Here is a 19,363-nt window from a genome sequence, read left to right as displayed (position 1 = left end):
AGCCCAGACGCAAAAACCCGGCGCTGTGGCCGGGTCTCTGCTACTTATCGCTATGATCTGTTTAGGCTGCTGACTTAACCTGTCTGACGTATTCCTCAGCCTCTGCCTTCAACTCGCTGTCAAGGCACGCAGCAGCCTTGATAAACTCGCTGATCGTCTCGGGCCGGAGGTCGCCGCTTTCAACGCGGTGCCGAAAATCCAGATAGCGTGCTAATGGCTTGCGTCTCATATCAGCTTCACGTACTCGGTTTGCCGCTGCTGCCATCGGTCGCGCCAGCCATCGTTCGGGTCGCCGTGTTCTTTGCTGACCGCCGTTATAAATATTGCCATCGGTTCCGTGGGGCTGTGCCGGGCTTCGAGTTCGTCAAGTCGCCGCTTAAATGCTCGATTCGTTTTTTCAGGCTCCTTTCGAGTTCGGTCAGGCGCTGCTCCAGCTCGACCAGCTCTTTGACTCGCGCCAAGGTTCCGAGTGCCTGCATTAGCTGCGCTCCGGTATCGGGTGGCAGTTCACCACTGGCGACGGACTCCAGCAGTCTCTGACCAGCTGCTGCTAAATCCTGTCGCTTAATTTTGCACCGGCGGCTCCCATACTTATCTTTTCTCTGCGTCTGGTCATTGGCTTATATCTCCCATCGGTGACGGGTGACGCTCCGAAAACGCTCCCGCCGCGTGATATTTCGCCAGAGAACACAGCCGTCGAGCTTACCTTTATGCGGACAGCGGCATCCCGGCTGTGTCAACTCATGATCTAGGCACCAGCGCCCACGCTCCGAAGGGGAAAGTTTGTCGAAGGTGAGAGGCCGCACCTTATCCGCCAGCGTATCGGCGACACTCTCCGTAACATTGATACGCTGTCCTGGTTTAAGTGTTCCGCGCTTCGTCTTTACCGGAATAATCACCTCATAAACCATTATTGCTGCCCTCCGAATAAATCGTCCTCGCTTAAAGTGACGCAATCCTCGATTTCCGAAGATGCCCCGAAGGTGCCCATACTCTGTGGGAGGGCATCTTCGGGGGTGGAGGGCATCTTCGACTTGCCCAGGGCATCTTCAGGGCATCTTCGTAAAACACCAGTATTATTAATATCTTGGAGTTCTTCTTCTTCCGAAGATGCCCTCCCAGCGTGTGTGGGCATCTTCGGGGCATCTTCGCCGGGGGCATCTTCGAGGCTCCACCACCACTGACCGGGAAATCCGACCTTATGAGGCTTGACTCCGAGTTTTTCTCTGGCGCTCCGAAGGGGCTTTGCACCAATACCTGCCGCTCTTGCTTCACGGGTGACTTCGGCGGCCTTCACCGGGCCTGCACTCAGCATATCCGTTAGCCATTGCATAGCTGCGCCGGTGGCGGTGTTTCCCTCGTCGCGGTCGCGCTCAGCGTCTGCTAAAAGATCGCGTGCCGCTCCGTCAACCGCCTTGCCCCACAGCACGCGGGTGTTGACAATGCCGGGGTAATCGGGAATTTCGACCAGATCGAGGTTGTAGTGAAAACCGCCGGTATCGGGCCCAATGTTGCTTTTTGCTCGGGCCAGAAGTCGCGCCCCGTTGTGTTCTTCTTCGGGCAGCTTGGCGGTTGCCATCACGACGCGGGCCAGGGCACCGAAGGCAAGACTGCCGGTCACGCGCTCAACCGGATCTCTTCCGGCGGTGCCTTTCGTAAAGTGACTGATTCCCAGCACAGCGCATCCCGTAGCGGTGGCAATGTCTACCAGGGGCTGCAATGCGCGTCTAACTTCGGTGTTTTTGTGGCTGTCGGCTGCAACGGCAGACACTACGGGGTCAACAATCAGCAGTCTGATATTGCGTCCCATTAGTGCATAACGCAGGGCGGGAATATCTTGTGAGGGGTCGAATGGTCGCGGATCGGGGCCAGTCATGCCGCCAAGAATGTGAACGCGCCCCATGTTGGCACCACAAGCACGCAGGCGGGGGACAATGGTATCTTTAGGGTCATCCTCCCCGCTCCATATAACAACATCTCCCGGCTCTGCTTGTTCACCACCAGGCCACCTCCCGCCGTTTGATATGGTCGCCCCAAGTGAAAAGGCCAGGGTGCTTTTCCCCGTCCCCGGTGCGCCCGCCAGAACGTGAAGTTTCCCGGCGGCTAACCATCCCGGCCAGATCCACCTTATCTGCTCAGGCTTAATATCTGCGGCGCATATTAATGCGACTCTTGCCACGCCGGGTCCAAGACACTGCCTAACAGCCTCAAGCCCTGCACGGGAGGCCATATCGTTGAAATCCTCTCCAGGCTGAGGGGGAATTGCCACGGTTGCGCCATCCTCGGTGCAATCGTCGGCAGTGTTCGCCTTTTCGATCAACTGGCGGACAGCTTCAAGCCCTTGCGCCTGATGCAGGTCGTTTGCGTCGCCCCCGGGCCATACTGCCAGTGCTGCATCGTTCTCTTGTGCAGCCCGCTTAGCATGTTTCAAACCTCCACCAGGTTCGCCACAAATAACCATTCGTGCGGCTGGGAATTTATTGCGCATACGCGCCGCAACGGCTGGGAGATTTCCAGCACTCAGCGCGGCAATGGATATGAATTCGCCGGATTCGTGGATTGAAAGGGTGGTCGCGACGCCTTCAGCAATCGCAAGCGTCAGCCCATCGCCGTCGCCTTTTGGGAGCTTCGCAGGACTCCATAACCCGCCGGACTTCTTGCCGCCATATAGAGCTGCCTTCCGTCCTGTTTCGTCAATCATCTCCAGGGTAGTCAGGGTTTCGACCTTCACCGGAATAACCAACACGTCGCCGGTGAGCGGTTCCCCGCTCGACTTCGGGTGGTAGCCAATGATTTCTGCGACACGCTCAGCGGGTAATTTCCTAATGGTGTCGGTGGGTTGAACACCTTTACGGATAAGATACGGATGTCCATCGGCTGCACTACCTTTGGCCCATGTGCGAAGCGCCAGCCCTGCGGCCTCTGCTTGCCGTTTTTCGATCTTCGCTTGCTCGGCTTCGGCGCGGGCCTTGCGCTGTGCGATTTCAGCGGGTGTCGGTGGTTTCGGGGGTGCAACGCTGGCAGGATCGAAGCCGTTTTCTTTCGCCGTATGAAACAGGGTTGCGATGGTCACGCCGCCGGACTCTTTTGCACTTCTCCAAACAGCCGCCGCATCTGCCGCGCGGTAGTTCTCTGCGCCCCGGCTCCAGGATTCCCAAGTCTCACGACCGGCTTCGCCAAATTCAGACTTAACCGCCATTGCGAGGCGAACCCATGTTTCCCGATCATGTGGGGGAATGTGTTGGAGGGCTGCTTGAGCATCTGCGAGAGAGGTCATTGCGCCCCCCTCTCCGCCGCCAGCAGCAACCCGTCAACACAGTCAAGCAGCAGCGAAAGTTCGCCGGTGCGATCTGCCTCAAGCAAGTCGTTTCGGTAGCGTCGCAGAAAGGCGCACAATGCGGTGCCTGGCAACGGAACGGCTTGATTTTTCGATGGTTTTGGGGTATTCTGAAATTGTGAGTTTGATGTGACCCGGCCCGCCAGCCGGGTTTTGTTTTTTGTGGCCATACTCACCCCCTGCGCCTTGCGCGTTCTTCCAGGAACTCGACAAGGGACTTCGCGGTATAAGCCACGCGCCTACCTACAACCACCTTGCCGCGAGGCCCGCGACCTTGTGAATCCAGGTTTGCCAGTGTGCGACCATTGAGAAGCCCGCCGGAGAAATTTTTGACCTCCGAGCGTGCCACCAGGGGGGATTGCCATTTTTCGGAAAGCTGAGCGAAATCGAAGTGTTCTGCCATGTCTGAAGCCTCCTTTGTTTTAGGTGGTTTCAGAATGACAACTTATGACGATGACAACTGTAGTGTTGTCACGGTTTTTGTGTGTGGCTAAAATTTTCCGTGGGCTTTGAGTGTGCGAAGGTAGGTCTTGGGCCCGAATTTTTCTTGGCCGGGGGCTTCGTCTCGCAGGGTGGGGGCGATCTTGTTTTTGATAATCAAGGCGATTTGGTTGTGGGTTTTGTTCTCCAGCCGGCCGGCGGAAAATAGACGGTCGTATTCTTCAACGATTAGACGATTTCGCGTTTCCCGGTCAACCTCCTCCCCTCTTGAGTTTCTCCCCCCTCTAGAGCGTTCGCGCTGCACCTGGACCGCATAGTCTGCAAGGGGCGCATATGTCCTGCCGATCATGGTTTCGGACGAGTATATTATCTTTGCCTGCGCCGCCCCAGCTAAGAGCGTGCTGTATCGCGCAATGTCGAAGTGTGCCTCGTCATCATAAAGTAATGTCTCTGCCAGAAGAAGACTGAAATAAGATTTGAGGCCATATTCCGTGGCACCCTCAACGCACCCTGAGTTGATTCTTTCGGAGATGTCCGCTATTTGCTGCTCGGGACGGTGCAACCCCAGGAATATATGTCGGAGTTCTTCGTCCTCGATCAACTGGTCTCGCAATTCGTCTTTCAGCCGACCTATCTGCTCCAGCGCCTGCCGCTTGTTAATCATTCGCGCCTCCCTTTGGCGCCCCTAAAAGTATGCCCCGCCAGATACTTTCACTAACTTTCACTATCAGGCGGGGGCGATTATTTATTACCCGGCCTTCTCAGACCCGTTATTTTTGAAGGAAGATTCAATACCCCCGGCGGCCAGCCTGAGCTTTTGCTCCTGCGGGTGAACGTATCGCTCCGTCATCTTCAGGGACGAATGCCGCAGAAGTTGATTTACGGTGTAAATGTCCACCCCGCTGTCAAGCATCCAGGTCGCGTAAGTATGCCGCCAACTGTGGAAGGTCAGCCGGTCGCGCCGGTCGGTAATTCCGGCATTGAAGCCAAGATGATCGATGACCCGCTGAACAGTATCCGAAACCTCCGCTATCTGGTGGCCCTTGCTGTTTGTGAAAAAGAGCCCCTTCCCTGTCGGGTGGTTCTCTTTGAGCCGGGCAAGCAACGATAAAGCTGCTTCACCCAAAACAAGCCGCTGCGACTTCTGCTTCTTCGGAGTCTTGAGAAAGATCATTCCCCGTTCTTCGTCAAGATCCTTGATTTCGAGACGGAAGATTTCAGAGGCGCGAAGGCCCGCCAGCAATGACAGCATTGATATGTCATGCCATTGAACAGACCGCTGTTTCATTTCTGTAAAGAACTTTTCTGCCTGCTCTGGTGTGAATGCGCGGGTGCGCTCGTTGTCGATCATCGGGAGATTTAGCTTTTTGCGTCGCGGCGGCTGAATATCAACCACGCCGTTATCAAAGGCCATATTCCATATCTGCGTTACGATGGACACGCAGTAATGTACCGTTCGCGGGGATCGTGCAACGAAGCCATCCTTGCCCGTCTTGGCGTCTTTGCGCTTGTCACCCTTAAGGACCGTCTTTTGCAGCCGCTGGAAGTCCAAGGGGAGTATCTCTCTGATAGGCTTATGCCCCATGACGGGATTGATCCACTTTTCAAACAAAGCCTTCTCTGATCCAACAGTGCGCGGCTTCTTATTGGTGCGGGCGGCTTCGAGATAATCCCCGTTGAAATAATCCGCCAGGGTGGTGTTGCGCTGAGCCTCCCTCTTTGCTGCTGCTTGGCGAGCCTTCTCCTTCGCTTCACGGAGGGCCTTCTCCTCTGCAAGCGACGTTACCCCTTCACCACTCTTGGCGTTCGCCCTAAGCTCCAGGATTTTCCGCTCAGCATCAACGGCAGTCTTCCCTTCAGTCTCCCACCCAAAGACCTCTTTCCTTGTCTTCCCATCAATGGTGTAGCGCAAGACAAGTTGGCGATCCTTTCTGACTCCATTGCGCCTTGTCGGGTGCTCGATGAAGAAAACGCCCTTGCGACCTGTCGGCTTGAGATTGTCTTTAGCCATCTGGAAGTCTCCTGGGGTACAAGATGGGGTACAAGATGGGGTACAAGATTTTGAGGTAAACAGTGTTTTTTTAAGTGATGCAACGTGATACTAGGATACCCCTAAACGCCCCTATATGCAAGGCTTTTCGTGTCATCTTGTGTTGCCGTGTGAAACTGCAAACTTTTGAATGGCATTCAAGAGGTCAGCGGTTCGATCCCGCTTAGCTCCACCATAAAAAACAAGCACTTACGGGTTTTTCCTGTAGGTGCTTGTTTTGTTTTGGGTGGTTGGGTGCCACTTTTTGGGTCTACACCAAACAGGGGGGGATGGAGAATAGCCCACCACAAATTATTGATCAAACATCTACCAAAAAAAGCTGCGCAGTTGCTCCTCCCGTAGCCGTTAGGCTTGGTGGGAGTAGTTTATTCTGTTTTATCTGCACAAAATTTTCCAAATAACACCCAGCGGATTACATTTGATGTAATTTTTCAACCAACGGGGGTGGTCAAATTTCGATGATCACAGGTGGTCAATTTTCGGTTGTCATTTCGAGACCCTGGATAGCATACCTCCCACCGGCCCCATTCAGGGGTATAGGCTCGACAGGCTGAACCGGCTCTTAAGGGAGTTGTTCCATCCGGGAGAGCCACAACAGGAGCATCAGCACAGGGATGTACGCCAGTCACAGCCGCATACCCAGACTCATGGAAATTAGAGATGCTCTGCCGGAGAAGAAGCAGGGACAGAAACAGAACGGTTCTGCAGAAGATGCGCACTCTGAGGATGCCCAGCAGGCAACGCCCCATGGCACGGTAGCTCTGGCGTGGGACTTCTAGCTGGGTCTTCAGGCCAATAGTTGTTCCAGAAGGGGATCTATTTCAGGTGCAAAAGGGTTTACCAGGGTAACTCCACGCCAGGTAAATCCAGCATGCATATCTTCAGTCAGAAGTATGCGACAGTGCTGTTCTGCAGCTACTGCGAGAATCAGTGCATCCCAGATCTGGAGTTTATGATCCACATTCAGATCCAGCGCAGCCTGAAATGCAGGCCAGGTTGAGTCGGCTACACTGAAGGTATCTGCCCAGCTCAGTACCGCTGAGCGCGTATCTTCAGCGCTTCTCTTCGCCTTGGAGCGCAGCACCCGACTCAGCTCTCCCAACGTCTGGGCCGGGATAATTACCTCACCAAGGGGCAGGCGTTCCACCAGTTCCATGGCCCTGGCACATCTGGATTGATCGCCAAGCCCCTCTGCATAGGCAAGGACATTGGTATCCAGGGCAACCCTCATACCTATCTACTCCCCGCATTCATCATCGTATAGTTCGTCCCTGGTCCAGTTGCGCTCACCGGTAATTTTCTGCTGACGCAAACGCTCAAGCAGAGATTTACGCGCAGCACTGTGCTGGGCCTGCTGCCTGTGCGCAGGAATTATGGATGCTACAGGCTTGCCACGCGAGGTAATAGTTACAACGTCTCCCTGAGATACCTGGCGTAGAACCTTAGAGAAATGGCGGTTTGCATCGCTCGCACTTATGTTCTCCATGGAAACCTCCCCCGTTAAAAGTAGTGCTTAACACTATTTACCCACAGCAAGCACCTGCAGTCAAGCAGGAAGACACCAAATAATTTACCCGAATATGAACCTGATTCCGTGAGATTACAATCGTAAAACTTTTTCACGAATGCATGTAAGTTGCTGAAACATTTCATTATTTGTGCTATCTTATAGCCCACAAAAATTCCTTTAGTGTCTGATTTAATCAGATCGTCTCTACTTGCCATAATTCACTTCAAATTTGGGTGCCACTTTGGGTGCCACTTTTTTGCAGGAAACAGCGCTTTTTCAGGGGAACATAGGGGAACATAGGGGAAGAATCATATTTGTAAGCATCCTGAACTTCAAGGCTTTTTTTGTTCCGATAGCACCAATTATTCCATTACTACCACCCCTTGCCTTTCGGCTCCAGCCGCACCAGCTCATAGCTGCGCGAACCCAGTCCCATTTTCTCGGCATGTTCCAGAGTCACTTCATAATCGATCTGCGGATGCATGCCGCGGAATTTGTCGCCGCCTGGTTCGTGTCCGGTCTGAAGCGCTGTGCCGGGAATTCCGGTGGCCTGGTTGACCAGGTCGACAGCGGCCTGGTCGATGGCGACGGGGTCTGTGGAGACGAGAATGCCGATATCGGGCACGATGGGCGCGTCGGAGTGGCCGTAGCAGTCGCAGGAGGGAGAGACGTCGGTGACAAAGGTTAAATAGAGGGATTTGCCGGATTTTCCTTCCACCGCCCCCGTGGCATACTCGGCCATTTTCTTCATCACCAGCGGAGCTTCTTCGTTCCACTGAATCTTGATCGCCTTCTCCGGACAGACGGTGATGCAGCGGCCGCAGCCGGCGCATTTTTCCGCATCGATGACTGCCGTCCCTTCGATGATGGCCACCGCGTCATGCACGCAGGCCTTGTAGCAGGCGCCGCAGGCGGTGCAGTACTTCTCCGCCACTTCGGGGGCCACATTGGAGTGCTGTTCAAGTTTGCCCTCACGGCTTGAGCAGCCCATGGCGAGATTCTTGATGGCGCCGCCGAAACCGGTCAGGTCGTGCCCTTTGAAATGGGAGACGGTCACCAGGGCGTCCGCTTCGAGAATCCCCAACGCAATATCGACAGAGGAGAGCAACTCCCCGCTGACCGGCACGCGCCGCGCCGAATGTCCGCGCAGCCCGTCGCACATGATCAGCGGCGCACCGACGACAGCGTAGGCGAAACCGTTTTCGATGCCGCAGGACAGGGCGGAAACCGCCTCCTTGCGTTCTCCCGGGTAGAGGGTGCTCGAATCGGTCAGAAAGGGCTTGCCGCCGCCGGCCCTGATGCATTCCACCACCCGGCGCAGAAAAACGGGGCGCACATAACCGTGACCGCCGCGTTCGCCGAAATGAACCTTCACCGCAACCAGATCGTCCCGCGCGACGATTCCATCCAGGCCGCCATCCGCAAGCAGACGCTCGATCTTGTCGAGCAGGTTCTCACGATGGCCGGCACGAAGATCAGCCAGAAAAACTGGACTTGCCATATCAATCCCTCCCATCAAACTAAAGCCTCAAATCGAGAAATAATAATAATGGCCATACCTTATTCCCGCGGAAAGTCCTCCCGGTTGTCGGTCTTCTTCTCATTCGGCAGCACCCCAAAAACAAACCCGACAATTGCTCCAAATATCGCCCCTGACCAGGGGCTGGCAAGGGTGCCTCAGGTGCTGCCGGCGCATTGTCCCAGGTAGCCGAGCAATGCACCCCCGGCAACTCCAAAGGATGTCAGAACCACAATCTTCAACGGTCTATTCATTTATCTTGAAATCCTTTCTTTGTAGATCAGCCTACCTTGTCCCCTCCTTCAGGGTCAAGACCGCAACAAAGCGACTTCCTTGACACCTCGCAGAACCTGATAAAATGAAAAGAGTCGAAAAAACAACACGTTCAACATCCTTAAAGCGAATTTTTTACCACTCAGCACGCGTTTTGCGACGCGTATCTTGCTGGAAATTCCAGCAAAACAACAAAAACAGAAAGGGGACAGACCATGAATGAAACCGTAACGGTCGATTATGCCTCGAAAGAAGCCATGCAGAATGCCGTCAACGACCTTCTTGGAGCGGGCATCCCTCAGGACAAATTCTATGTCGACAAGGAAAAACTCGAGATCAAGGTGATCACACCCGTCGCAAGCAAGCCCGAGATACTGGAGCTGCTCAACCGGCACACCACCCGCTGACCCTCATACCACAGGCGGGGCGCTGACCACTTGACCTTTTTTCGGCGCACCCGCCTTCCTAAAAATGTACAATATTCCACACCCATTTTAGAAAATCCAACACCCGCCCCTTCTCTGACTCCACTTAAAATCCCTTATTTTCAAGTAGTTACACTAACCAACAGTTTGGCACAAAAACTGATATCCCTGTAATTCAGTTTGTAAAACCAGGCGCACGGTGAAAAACGTGGGCATCACACTGTTGACTCTCTGGAATTCTGCGGCTTCGCTTCAGGATTCCCCACGAAACTGGAGTTGAGAAATGACCGATCGGAACGCAAAGAAAGGACAATTCAGCAAGGATGACACAAAGGACCATAAAAGTTCACAATTCATCGTCTATGTCGTCGTGACACTGATGGTTGCTGTGGCCGCAACTGTCGGCGGTTTGTCCTACTTCGGCAAACAGCGCCCAGGGTATCCGGAAGTGCAGGCCCAAAATGGCCGGATTGAGATCCCGGTCATCGAAGTTAATGACGGCAAGGCCCATTTTTTCAGTTATCGCGCAGCAACCGGCCCTGTCGACTTTTTCGTTTTACGCAGTCATGACGGGGTGATCCGGGCGGCTTTTGATGCCTGTGACGTCTGCTACCGCGAAAAGAGGGGATATTTCCAGGAAGGCGATGTCATGGTCTGTAGAAATTGCGGGCAGAAGTTTTCTTCCGACCGCATCAACGAAGTTAAAGGCGGCTGCAATCCGGCGCCGATCGATCGTCAGGTCAGTAACGGCACTCTGATCATCGCGGCCGCGGACCTGGCCGCAGGAGCGAGATACTTCCCTGCCGACTCGAAATAGAGGAATTCCGAAGAATGAATCTGCATACGATCGCCCTGAACAATCTTCGCCGCCGCAAGGCGCGTCTCGCCTTTCTGGTCATGGGGCTGCTGGTGGGAATCGCCACCGTGGTCACCCTGATTTCGCTGTCCGAGGCGCTGACCATGGAGGCGGAACACAAAATCGACAGCTTTGGCGCGAACATCCTGATCACACCGGTCAGCGACGACCTTTCCCTGTCCTATGGCGGGGTCAACGTCGCCGGGGTGACCGTCGAACCTGACCCCATCCGCATGGAGGAACTGGAGCGCATCCGCACGATCCCCAACGCCCGCAATATTGCAGCAGTGGCTCCCAAGATTGTCGGTGCGGTGGAAATAGGCGGGCGCCGCGTGGTGATGATGGGCGTCGATCCCGAAATCGAGTTCAACCTGAAAAGATGGTGGACGATCGATGGCCGCCCCCTGGCTAACGCCGATGAGCTGGTGGCCGGAAGCGCCGTGGCTGAAGCGCTGGGACTCAACCTGGGCGATGAGGTGAAAATCGCAGGACAGACTTTCACCCTGACGGGAATCCTGCAGCCGACTGGATCGCAGGACGATCGATTGCTTATTGCCACTCTGCCCAGGGTTCAGAGTATCCTCGGGCGCGAAGGCGTGGTGAGCCTGGTTGAAATAGCCGCCCTGTGCGCCGACTGCCCCATCGAGGATCTGGTGGAGCAGCTCTCCGCGGCACTGCCCGCCACCCGCGTCACCGCCCTGCAGCAGGTCGTCAAGTCGCGCATGCACGCGCTGGAGCAGTTCCGGGTCTTTTCCTTAAGCATCGCCGCCGTGGTGGTCTTTATCGGCGCTCTGATCGTGTTCGTCACGATGATGGGCTCGGTCAATGAGCGCACCCGAGAGATCGGCATCTTTCGCGCGCTGGGTTTCCGCCGCACCCACGTCGTGCACCTGATCATGACAGAAGCGGTGACGGTCAGCTTCATCGCCGGAGCCCTCGGCTACCTGGCCGGCATGGCCGCCACCTGGGCAGCCCTGCCTTTCCTGGCCGAAGAGCACCCGCACCTGGCGTTCAACCCGCTGCTGCTCGGCGGCGCTTTGCTGCTGGCAGTCGCGGTCGGCTCTCTGGCCTCGATCTATCCGGCCCTGCATGCCAGCCGCATGGAGCCCACCGAAGCCCTGCGCGCACTGTAGATTTACAACGTTTTTCAACCCTGCGAGAACAGGAATCGAGCCCCATGTCATTTATCGAAATTGAAAATCTGATCCGGAATTTCCAGAACGGCAACGACTGCGTACAAGCGTTGCGTGGGTTGAACCTCAGCGTATCGGAAGGAACTTTTCTCGGCGTGATGGGCCCCTCGGGGTCAGGAAAAAGCACATTTCTGTCGATTCTCGGTGGGCTGTGCGGTCCCAGTGATGGGCGTGTCGTCATCGACGGCATCGATATTCATGCTCTCGGCGGTGAAAAGCTCGCCGACTTCAGGCGCGAATATCTCGGCTTCGTTTTCCAGTCCTTCAACCTGGTGCCCTACCTCAGCGCCCTGGAAAACGTCATGCTTCCATTGGCCATTAAGCGCATGCCCACCCCCCAAAAGCGCGACCGCGCCCGGGAAGTACTGGCCAAAGTTGGTCTCGAACACCGCGCCACCCACTTGCCCAGCCAGCTCTCCGGCGGCGAACAGGAGCGCGTCGCCATTGCACGGGCGCTGGTCAACAAGCCGCCGCTGATTCTGGCCGATGAACCTACCGGTAGCCTGGATTCCACGACCAGCAAAGAGATCATGGACCTGCTGGCCCATCTCAACCAGGAAGGGCAGACCATCGTCATGGTGACTCACAACCAGGAAAACACGGAATATTTCCAGCGCACGATATCGCTCAGGGACGGGCAGGTCGATTCGGACCGGTCGGTTTATACGGCAACTCGGGCCACAGCAGCAGGTTAACCGCAGATTTATGGGCTGGGGTTTCAGTTTAGCTGGAAGAGAAAATTTTCCGCAGCACCATCAACCCCACAGCGACCAACGACCAGACCCCCAGCGCCGCAAAAGCCAGCCCCCAGGCGGTGACGGATTCGTTGCCGCCGGCGGCATCAAGCACGCTCCCGAATGCCAGCGGCGCAAGAAAGCCTGCGCCGAACCCCATCAGAGAATGCAGCGCCATGGCCGCTCCCTTGCGGCCCGGTTCGGAGGCGGCTACCATTCCGGCGGTCAGGGCGGCGGAATCTCCCATGACACATAGGAAGTAAAGAGTCGTCAGGATAAAGACGAGGATGATGGGAAGCGGTGCGCTGAACCCCACCAGGCAGGCAAGAAGCCCCGAGCCTGTCATGGCGGACAGGATCAGGCGGCGGCGCCCCCGTTTGACGGCCGCCTCGTTGCCGAAGATGCTGGCCAGGGGCCCGAGCATGTTGACCCAGGCAGCCAGAGATGCTGCACCGAACCAGAAACCGCCCTCAGTGGCGGTCAATCCCAGGCTGAACGCAAAAAATGCCGGTAGCCAGGAACGCAGGCCGAACAGCTCCCAGCAGTGCGCCGCGTAGCCGAGGATATACCCCATGGCTTCGCGATTGCGCAGCACCGGCCGGAAATCGAAAACAGGAACGGGCGGGGCGTCACTGCCCTGCGGCGGTCGCGCAGGGAAAGAGAAGAAAATGAGCGGTCCGGCGATAAAAGGCCCCACCGCTGCGGCGAAAAACGCCCACTGCCAGCCGACCGGTTCCAGAGCGCCGGCCAGCAGCAAAGAGCCGGTTGTACCAAGGCCAAAAGTGGCGGTATAGAAGGCGACCCCGCGACTGGGGACCGCACCGCGAAAATGATCGGTCAGCAGACGCAGGCCCGGCATATAGGTTCCGGCAAGTCCCGCACCGACCAGGACCTGGAAAAAGACGGCCGACAGCAGACCCTGGGCGAACAGGGCAAAGCCGAGACTGCCCGCGCAGGCCAGCATGGTGGCAAGAAGATAAATACGGCGGGTGTCGATGCGGTCGGTCAATCCGACCAGGAAAGGGGTGGCGAGCATGTAACCCACGAAAAAAGTTCCGCTGATCAGTCCGGCCTCCGAGTTGCTCATATCCCACTCGGCCCGCAGCCGCGGCAGCAATGCCGGGTAGGTAGCAAAGCCGGTCATGCTCAGGATTTCCGCCGTACAGACCAGCAGCACCAGGCGTGATGGGGAGAGGCGCTCGACCAGGGTCTTCAAAGACTGTCCTCCTACAAAGAGGTTGTTTTCAGGAGACCGGATTCAGACGATTTTCTTCCGCCAATGATTTTATTATCCACCGCATATTATTTTCATACATTAACCGAAATAGAAAATCATGCAATAATTTCATGATTTTGGCGGAAAAATAAGTGTTTATCCGATCCAAAAATCTCTTCCTCAATGTATAAAAAAAATATCCTTCCCCGCCAGCCCTCCAAAAGGGTTCACTAAAATTACAAAAAATAAACCTGTATTTTCGGCAACTTAAAACTATATCTCCATGAAAAACAATACTTGGCACCGCTGATGCTATATGGAAAGACAACAACGAAAAAACACAGTGGACTTTGCCACTCACGGATAACCCTGAAAAGGAGGTAACATCATGAAAGCGACTCTGTTGACCACGTTGACCCTGCTCGGTATTGCTTCTCCCGCCCTCGCCGCCGCCGGCGCAACGGAACACAGCGGACTGCTGGTCTGGGCCTTCATCGGATTCTTCGGACTGATCGTGGTCGCCCAACTGGTCCCGGCATTCCTGGTACTCTTCGGCGTCGCCAAAAGCTTCGGCCGCGAGCAGCAGCATCAGATCAACTGACCCGAACTGAAAACTGAACGTAACTATTCAACTCGCGGGGCTCGCAACTCCCATGACAAGGATGTTTGGCGCCAGGGATGGCGCCAATCAAACGGCCAGGGATGGCGAAAAGTGGTCCTTGTCATGGGAGTTGCGAGCCCATGCTGAACAGTTGCAACTAAACATGCCATCCCGGGCGAGGAAACCTGTAAAGGATCTTCGCCCTTTGTTTTTTATCAGAGAAAAGAAGTGTCAGTCGGGGCGCGATTTTTTGCCGGCGGCATGAATGCTGAGCAGAAAACGATGGGGTCCGGGAACGCCGGTCGGAATAAAGGCGACTTCATCGCCGGGGTGCAGGACGTGATCGAGCCCGTAAGCGCGGTGATTGCAGAAGACACCTTCGATTCGGTCAAGGGGAAGATCAAGGCCCTCTGCAACTTCCAGGGCAGAGCGCCCTTCCCGGGGAAGATGGATTTCGGCAGTCGTCGGCAATCCACGCTCCCGTCTCAAAGTGTGCAGATTGCCGAACAGGCGGACCCGGGTATTAGGTGATGTACTCATCGCTCCTCCTGACTGCGATTTTTAAGCTTTAACGCTCACTGCAGGCATTGCAGCAATCCGGTTGCCCAGAGGCAGGCACCGCAGGGCTCGGATTTCAGAAAACAGTCCTGAGCGAAATTCTCCTCCTGCACATAATCGCAGGGAGCGACGGCACAGCTTGCACAGAAAGGGTATTCGTGATCGAGGACGTTGCGCCGAAAATCCACGAATTCTTCACTGTTCCAGATATCCACCAGACTCTGGTCGGCCAGATTGCCGAATACCTTTGGCCGCACCGGCTTTTCCCAACCATTGATATAACAGCGGTAGCCATGCCAGAGATTGTAACAGGGGTGAACTTCGCCGTTCCATGAAATAAACGCCCCTCCCTCCTCGACAAAGGCGCAGTGCCGCTGTTGACGCGGCTGCAATGCCGGCAGCCGGAGTTCGAGACCGTCGCGACGTGCGACCTCGGCAGCAGTGCTAAAAACTTCCGCCGCCTGCTTGTGGAACTCCACATCGCGACCAAGAAGCTGCTTGATATCGAAAAAGACATCGCGACAGCGGGCTTCAGTTTTCATACGCTCGACCAACTTCATGACCTTACGGCTTTCGGAATCGGCCGCCCGCCAGGCGAGGCGCGGATAAGCAGTGACATCTATTCCCTGACGTATCCCTTCCCGCCGCCAGCGCTCGAAAATCTCCACCGCTGCATCGGTGCCGGTGTCGTAACCGGTCTGCGACAACTGCGTCCTTTCATAGGGCATCAACTGGGTGACCAGTGCAAAATCGGCTCCCTCGCGGCGCGCCCATCGCAGAACCTCGGGCAGGTCATGCAGGTTGTCACGCCGCACGACAAACTGAATTCCCCAACGCAAACGCCCCTGGGGATAATCCCTGCGCGCCTCACGCAACGCCAGGAAAGCACGACGAATAGCATCGACCTCCCCGCCGCGTCGAACCTGCCGGAAAGTTTCCGGAGACAGGGAGTCGAGAGAAAGGCAGATACGGTCCAGGCCGGCTTCGTTCAGCGTCCGGGCCCGCGCGGAATCCAGGAGCAGGCCATTGCTCTGAAAACCGATCCAGGAGGGATCGGGCATTTCGTTACGGGCGTCTCTGATGAACCGCTCCAGGTGAGGATGAAGCAGAGGCTCTCCGACCCCGTTGAGAATCAGGGCGTCAAGCGAAGAGAAGGCCGGCTCTAGAGTTTGAAACAGTGCTGTCGAAAGGTGCCCATTGGCGATACCACTCTCCGGAGCCTGCTTGACACACATGTCGCAGGTCATGTTGCAGAAGGTCGTCGTTTCGATAAACAGCTTGGCGGGATAGCCCCCCAGTGCCGGTCCGGCTGCGGTTTCAAGTGCAGTGGAATCGCGATTGTCCATTAAGCCTCCTGTCAGGAGTTGCGCAGATTGAGCTTTTTAATTTTGCGATGCAGAGTGTTGCGGGCAATGCCCAATGCACGGGCCGTTTCAGTGATGTTCCAACGATGTTGCTCCAGAGAACGCCGGATCATCTCTTCTTCTGTCGCCCTGAGGTCCGTCGTACCCGGTGTGCAGCTGCCCTTGCCGCGCAGAACGGAGAGCACCGCGGATTCCAGGCCCTGCAGTGCATGAAGCATGCGGTTGAGCTCGGTTGGCGCCATCCGCTCCAGGACCTCCGGCTGGCTGTAATAATCCCGGAAAACTTCCGGCGAGACAATCTGATCGCTCTTCGGCTGCGATGGGGAAACAGCTGCATCCTCTGTATCTTTCGCGGAACGCAGCGTCCCGCCCAGGTGTTCAGGCTCGATGGTTTCCCCCGGGCAGAGGACCGCCGCACGCCGCATGATATTGGCCAGCTCGCGGATATTTCCCGGCCATGAATAATTCTCCAGCAGGCGTTGGGTGGCGGTTGAAAGCTTGAGTCCAGGGTTGAACTGATGTACGAAATGTTCGGCCAGCGACGCAATATCCTCGGACCGTGCCTGCAGCGGTGGAATCTCGAGACGCACCACATTGATCCGGTAAAAAAGATCTTCGCGGAAGGTTCTCTCCCTGATGGCCTCTTCGAGATCGACGTTTGTAGCGGCAATCAGACGCACGTCGGTACGGATCGGCTTCTCGCCGCCGACCCGGGTAAACTCGCCGGTTTCCAGAACCCGCAGCAGTTTGACCTGGATCAGGGGACTGGCATCGCCGATTTCATCGAGGAGCAGAGTTCCCCGATGGGCCAGCTCGAAGATGCCACGCCGGGTCTGGCTGGCGCCGGTGAAAGCACCTTTCTCGTGCCCGAACAGTTCGCTCTCCAGCAGATTTTCCGGCAGAGCACCACAGTTGACCGGGAGAAAGGGTTGATCTGCGCGACCGGATGCCGCATGTATGAAGCGGGCCAGCACTTCTTTGCCGGAACCGGTCTTGCCCTGGATCAGAACGGCAATATTCTTTTGCGCGATCTTGTAAGCCAGAGAAACCAGGCGCCGCATGGCCGCATTGTTGCCGACCTGAAATCCCACGGCCCTGGCCACTTCATCCCACTCTTCCGCCGCCGCGGACACCTGGCCCCGCTGCTTGCCGTAGCTGACGGCCTTGGCAATAAGGGCCTCAATTTCATCGATATCATCGAAGGGTTTCTCCAGATATTCATAAGCTCCCAGCTGAACCGCCTGCACCGCGGTGCGCACCGTACTGTAACCGGTCATCAGGATCACCTCGCAAGCGGGCTGGCACGCCTTGATGAGCTGGAGCAGAGTGAGACCGTCGGTATCCGGCAGCTTGAGATCGACCAGCGCAACATCGAAGGTGTTCATTTCCAGGGCCTGCTCAGCTTCGGGTTGATCGGTCGCGGTCACCACCTGATAGCCGGAGCTGGTCAGCAGTCGCCTGAAAAATGTACAGACTTCGGTCTCGTCGTCGATAATCAGAATTCTGGCCTGCGTCACGCTGTTAACCCCTTTGAAATCGTATCCGTTCCATCCAGAGTCTCGAATAGAGACATCTTGTTTGCCTCAGACTTGAGCTTCATTTCACCCGTGCCCGTCCACCGGCAGCAGCAAGGAGAAGGTGCTGCCTTTTCCGGGAGAGCTGTCGACTTCGATAGTGCCGCCATGAGATTCGGCGATCCCCAGGCTGACCGAAAGGCCGAGTCCGGTTCCTTTGGCGGCTTCTTTGCTGGTGTAAAAGGGAGCAAAAATCTTTCCCAGGTTGTTCGGCTCAATGCCGGTGCCATTATCCTTGACGGCCAGAATTGCCCATGTCTTCCCACCCGTGACTCTCAACGCCGTACTGACCTCGATGCGCTTTTCGGTGCGCGAGACTCCGGCCAGCGCGTCCCTGGCATTCACCAGGAAGTTGGTCAGCACCTGCTGTATCTGTGGTCCATTAGCCGTCAGTTTGGGTAGGTTGGGGTCGAGTTTTTCAACAATCCGGATCTGGCTGCGATTGATCTGATACTGGATCAGGCTCAAAACCCGCTCCACCTCGAGGTTGAGGTCGGTATCGGTGACCGGCAGCTGGTCCTGACGCGAGAATGTCAGCAAATTCTGAATGATACGCTTGCAACGCAGCCCACAGGTAATGATGTCCGCCAGCACATCGGCCTTTTCTCCCAACCCATCGTGTCTGAGTTCACGGCTCAGCATCTGAGCGGTGCCGATAATCACCGTCATCGGGCTGTTCAGTTCATGGGCGACTCCGGCCGACATTTCACCGAGCGCAGCCAGCTTCGCTGATTGAACCAGTTGCGCCTCCAGCTTGGTTTTCTGGGTCACATCCTTGAGGAAAATGGTGACCGCAACCAACTGTCGCTCTTCGTTGAAAACCGGATAGTAGGACAGATCGAGGGCGAGTCCGTTCTCGGTCTGCCAGCGCTGGAAAACCGGCTCGCCCCGGCGCTTTATATCCTCGATAGGGCAGTCAGTGCAGGGTTCATCACGACCATGGAGGCGCGAAAAACACTTGTTGTTCAGAGCCTCGTTCCAGGACTCGACCATTTCCTGCGGCAGACGATCGTTGTGCAGCAGCACGTTGTAGTCGGTGTCGATGAGAAAAATCGGGTCGGTCACCGCTTTGAAGGTTTCCTCCCACTCTTTCTTCGCCCGTGAGACTTGTTTGTAGAGACGTGCATTCTGAATGCTGATAGCCAGCTGATCGGCAAGGTGCTGCACGAAGCTGAGATCGTCGGGATGATAGGCACTTGAATTGACGCTGGCAACGATCAGGGCACCGATGACCTCGTCGCGTTTGAAGAGGGGAGCCACCGCCAGACTGCGCAGGGGCCCATGATGTCCGTTGCTGATTTCAACATGGCGTAATTGATTCGGGGGAAGATTGAAGATACCGGCCTTTTTTTCGCGGATCACTTTAAGGGATGGGGAGTGAGCAGGGAAATCGTCAATCCGGCAGAAATCACGCGGCATCAGCGCTTTGAGCCCCAGCTTATCGTTGCGGACCGTGACCAGCCCGAAAAAATCACAGGGCAGAGTCTGGGGCAGCTTGGAAAACGCCCGTTCAACGATGTCGGCGATGGACATATCGATGTTGATGTCCCGGGCCAGCTGGTGCAGAACTTCAAGGCGCCGATTCTGTTTCAGTACCTCCTCGTTGCGCTTTTTCAACTCGACGTAGTAGTTGAGCTTTGAGGAGTTGACACCGGTCAGCTGCTCAAGCAGTTTTTCCCTGTTATCCATCATCCCCCCTGAAAGCTGCGGTG

Annotated in this window: 19 protein-coding genes; 6 read left to right on the top strand and 13 right to left on the bottom strand. The window is 56.0% G+C overall.

Annotated features, from left to right (window positions below; translation table 11 throughout):
• Positions 1–910 precede the first annotated feature (910 nt).
• The 5 genes from GSUB_RS17905 to GSUB_RS05330 form a co-directional block, all read right to left on the bottom strand.
• Positions 911–3,277: an AAA family ATPase gene (locus GSUB_RS17905; protein WP_052464588.1), complete on the bottom strand. Its 2,367-nt coding sequence runs from the start codon at positions 3,275–3,277 to the stop codon at positions 911–913.
• The gene (locus tag GSUB_RS19360) at positions 3,274–3,507 is read right to left on the bottom strand and encodes a hypothetical protein (protein ID WP_040199589.1); all 234 of its coding nucleotides are present in this window, start codon (positions 3,505–3,507) and stop codon (positions 3,274–3,276) included. The genes GSUB_RS17905 and GSUB_RS19360 overlap by 4 nt, the downstream gene beginning before the upstream one ends.
• Positions 3,508–3,509: 2 nt before the next feature.
• Positions 3,510–3,740, bottom strand: coding sequence for a hypothetical protein (locus GSUB_RS05340; protein WP_052464585.1), 231 nt, complete (start codon positions 3,738–3,740; stop codon positions 3,510–3,512).
• 87 nt (positions 3,741–3,827) lie between these two features.
• Positions 3,828–4,442 carry a hypothetical protein gene (locus GSUB_RS05335; RefSeq protein WP_040199588.1) on the bottom strand — a complete coding sequence of 205 codons (615 nt, stop codon included), beginning with the start codon at positions 4,440–4,442 and terminating at the stop codon, positions 3,828–3,830.
• Between the two features lie 84 nt (positions 4,443–4,526).
• Positions 4,527–5,789 (bottom strand): tyrosine-type recombinase/integrase, encoded by a 1,263-nt coding sequence (locus GSUB_RS05330; RefSeq protein ID WP_040199587.1) that lies wholly within the window; start codon positions 5,787–5,789, stop codon positions 4,527–4,529.
• 686 nt (positions 5,790–6,475) lie between these two features.
• Here GSUB_RS05330 and GSUB_RS19875 point away from each other — a divergent pair.
• A complete protein-coding gene (locus tag GSUB_RS19875) occupies positions 6,476–6,607 on the top strand; it encodes a hypothetical protein (protein WP_268747562.1) in 132 nt (43 codons plus the stop codon).
• A gap of 8 nt (positions 6,608–6,615) precedes the next feature.
• On the opposite strand, the gene GSUB_RS05325 is transcribed toward GSUB_RS19875, so the two are convergent.
• The 3 genes from GSUB_RS05325 to GSUB_RS05315 form a co-directional block, all read right to left on the bottom strand.
• Positions 6,616–7,059 (bottom strand): PIN domain-containing protein, encoded by a 444-nt coding sequence (locus tag GSUB_RS05325; protein WP_040199585.1) that lies wholly within the window; start codon positions 7,057–7,059, stop codon positions 6,616–6,618.
• Positions 7,060–7,065: 6 nt separating this feature from the next.
• A complete protein-coding gene (locus tag GSUB_RS20030) occupies positions 7,066–7,314 on the bottom strand; it encodes a type II toxin-antitoxin system Phd/YefM family antitoxin (RefSeq protein WP_040199583.1) in 249 nt (82 codons plus the stop codon).
• Positions 7,315–7,711: 397 nt separating this feature from the next.
• On the bottom strand, positions 7,712–8,839 hold the full coding sequence (locus GSUB_RS05315; RefSeq protein ID WP_040199582.1) for a DUF362 domain-containing protein: 1,128 nt from the start codon (positions 8,837–8,839) through the stop codon (positions 7,712–7,714).
• A gap of 506 nt (positions 8,840–9,345) precedes the next feature.
• On the opposite strand from GSUB_RS05315, the gene GSUB_RS05310 reads away from it, so the two are divergent.
• The 4 genes from GSUB_RS05310 (at position 9,346) to GSUB_RS05295 (ending at position 12,299) form a co-directional block, all read left to right on the top strand.
• Positions 9,346–9,537, top strand: coding sequence for a hypothetical protein (locus GSUB_RS05310; RefSeq protein WP_040199580.1), 192 nt, complete (start codon positions 9,346–9,348; stop codon positions 9,535–9,537).
• 301 nt (positions 9,538–9,838) lie between these two features.
• Positions 9,839–10,372: a DUF2318 domain-containing protein gene (locus GSUB_RS05305; protein ID WP_200890173.1), complete on the top strand. Its 534-nt coding sequence runs from the start codon at positions 9,839–9,841 to the stop codon at positions 10,370–10,372.
• A gap of 14 nt (positions 10,373–10,386) precedes the next feature.
• The gene (locus GSUB_RS05300; RefSeq protein WP_040199578.1) at positions 10,387–11,544 is read left to right on the top strand and encodes an ABC transporter permease; all 1,158 of its coding nucleotides are present in this window, start codon (positions 10,387–10,389) and stop codon (positions 11,542–11,544) included.
• Positions 11,545–11,588: 44 nt separating this feature from the next.
• Positions 11,589–12,299, top strand: coding sequence for an ABC transporter ATP-binding protein (locus GSUB_RS05295; RefSeq protein ID WP_040199576.1), 711 nt, complete (start codon positions 11,589–11,591; stop codon positions 12,297–12,299).
• A 28-nt stretch (positions 12,300–12,327) separates the two neighbouring features.
• Here GSUB_RS05295 and GSUB_RS05290 read toward each other — a convergent pair whose 3' ends face one another.
• Complete coding sequence (locus GSUB_RS05290; RefSeq protein ID WP_040199575.1) at positions 12,328–13,554, bottom strand: MFS transporter; 1,227 nt, start codon at positions 13,552–13,554, stop codon at positions 12,328–12,330.
• Positions 13,555–13,942: 388 nt separating this feature from the next.
• On the opposite strand from GSUB_RS05290, the gene GSUB_RS05285 reads away from it, so the two are divergent.
• A complete protein-coding gene (locus GSUB_RS05285) occupies positions 13,943–14,155 on the top strand; it encodes a hypothetical protein (protein WP_040199574.1) in 213 nt (70 codons plus the stop codon).
• 231 nt (positions 14,156–14,386) lie between these two features.
• On the opposite strand, the gene GSUB_RS05280 is transcribed toward GSUB_RS05285, so the two are convergent.
• The 4 genes from GSUB_RS05280 to GSUB_RS05265 all read right to left on the bottom strand — a co-directional run bounded on the left by GSUB_RS05280 (position 14,387) and on the right by GSUB_RS05265 (position 19,340).
• Complete coding sequence (locus GSUB_RS05280) at positions 14,387–14,695, bottom strand: MoaD/ThiS family protein (protein ID WP_040199572.1); 309 nt, start codon at positions 14,693–14,695, stop codon at positions 14,387–14,389.
• Positions 14,696–14,730: 35 nt separating this feature from the next.
• Entirely contained in the window at positions 14,731–16,059 is a 1,329-nt protein-coding gene (locus GSUB_RS05275; protein WP_040199571.1) for a radical SAM/SPASM family putative metalloenzyme maturase, read from the bottom strand.
• Positions 16,060–16,070: 11 nt separating this feature from the next.
• A complete protein-coding gene (locus GSUB_RS05270; protein WP_040199570.1) occupies positions 16,071–17,594 on the bottom strand; it encodes a sigma-54-dependent transcriptional regulator in 1,524 nt (507 codons plus the stop codon).
• A gap of 84 nt (positions 17,595–17,678) precedes the next feature.
• Positions 17,679–19,340, bottom strand: a complete 1,662-nt coding sequence (locus GSUB_RS05265) for a GAF domain-containing sensor histidine kinase (protein WP_040199569.1) — start codon at positions 19,338–19,340, stop codon at positions 17,679–17,681.
• Positions 19,341–19,363: the final 23 nt, after the last annotated feature.

The sequence above is a fragment of the Geoalkalibacter subterraneus genome (assembly GCF_000827125.1).
GTDB classification, from domain to species: Bacteria; Desulfobacterota; Desulfuromonadia; order Desulfuromonadales; family Geoalkalibacteraceae; genus Geoalkalibacter_A; species Geoalkalibacter_A subterraneus.
Note: the sequence above shows the minus strand (reverse complement) of the source record. Positions and strands in the feature narration are given on the sequence as shown.

Bases quoted from the DNA above. Each gene is read 5' to 3' on its own strand.
- GSUB_RS05330 (WP_040199587.1), bottom strand. From the start codon at position 5,789: ATGGCTAAAGACAATCTCAAGCCGACAGGTCGCAAGGGCGTTTTCTTC.
- GSUB_RS05340 (WP_052464585.1), bottom strand. From the start codon at position 3,740: ATGGCAGAACACTTCGATTTCGCTCAGCTTTCCGAAAAATGGCAATCC.
- GSUB_RS19875 (WP_268747562.1), top strand. From the start codon at position 6,476: ATGGAAATTAGAGATGCTCTGCCGGAGAAGAAGCAGGGACAGAAACAG.
- GSUB_RS05285 (WP_040199574.1), top strand. From the start codon at position 13,943: ATGAAAGCGACTCTGTTGACCACGTTGACCCTGCTCGGTATTGCTTCT.
- GSUB_RS05310 (WP_040199580.1), top strand. From the start codon at position 9,346: ATGAATGAAACCGTAACGGTCGATTATGCCTCGAAAGAAGCCATGCAG.
- GSUB_RS05335 (WP_040199588.1), bottom strand. From the start codon at position 4,442: ATGATTAACAAGCGGCAGGCGCTGGAGCAGATAGGTCGGCTGAAAGAC.
- GSUB_RS05280 (WP_040199572.1), bottom strand. From the start codon at position 14,695: ATGAGTACATCACCTAATACCCGGGTCCGCCTGTTCGGCAATCTGCAC.
- GSUB_RS05325 (WP_040199585.1), bottom strand. From the start codon at position 7,059: ATGAGGGTTGCCCTGGATACCAATGTCCTTGCCTATGCAGAGGGGCTT.
- GSUB_RS05275 (WP_040199571.1), bottom strand. From the start codon at position 16,059: ATGGACAATCGCGATTCCACTGCACTTGAAACCGCAGCCGGACCGGCA.
- GSUB_RS20030 (WP_040199583.1), bottom strand. From the start codon at position 7,314: ATGGAGAACATAAGTGCGAGCGATGCAAACCGCCATTTCTCTAAGGTT.
- GSUB_RS05315 (WP_040199582.1), bottom strand. From the start codon at position 8,839: ATGGCAAGTCCAGTTTTTCTGGCTGATCTTCGTGCCGGCCATCGTGAG.
- GSUB_RS05295 (WP_040199576.1), top strand. From the start codon at position 11,589: ATGTCATTTATCGAAATTGAAAATCTGATCCGGAATTTCCAGAACGGC.
- GSUB_RS17905 (WP_052464588.1), bottom strand. From the start codon at position 3,277: ATGACCTCTCTCGCAGATGCTCAAGCAGCCCTCCAACACATTCCCCCA.
- GSUB_RS05265 (WP_040199569.1), bottom strand. From the start codon at position 19,340: ATGGATAACAGGGAAAAACTGCTTGAGCAGCTGACCGGTGTCAACTCC.
- GSUB_RS19360 (WP_040199589.1), bottom strand. From the start codon at position 3,507: ATGGCCACAAAAAACAAAACCCGGCTGGCGGGCCGGGTCACATCAAAC.
- GSUB_RS05300 (WP_040199578.1), top strand. From the start codon at position 10,387: ATGAATCTGCATACGATCGCCCTGAACAATCTTCGCCGCCGCAAGGCG.
- GSUB_RS05305 (WP_200890173.1), top strand. From the start codon at position 9,839: ATGACCGATCGGAACGCAAAGAAAGGACAATTCAGCAAGGATGACACA.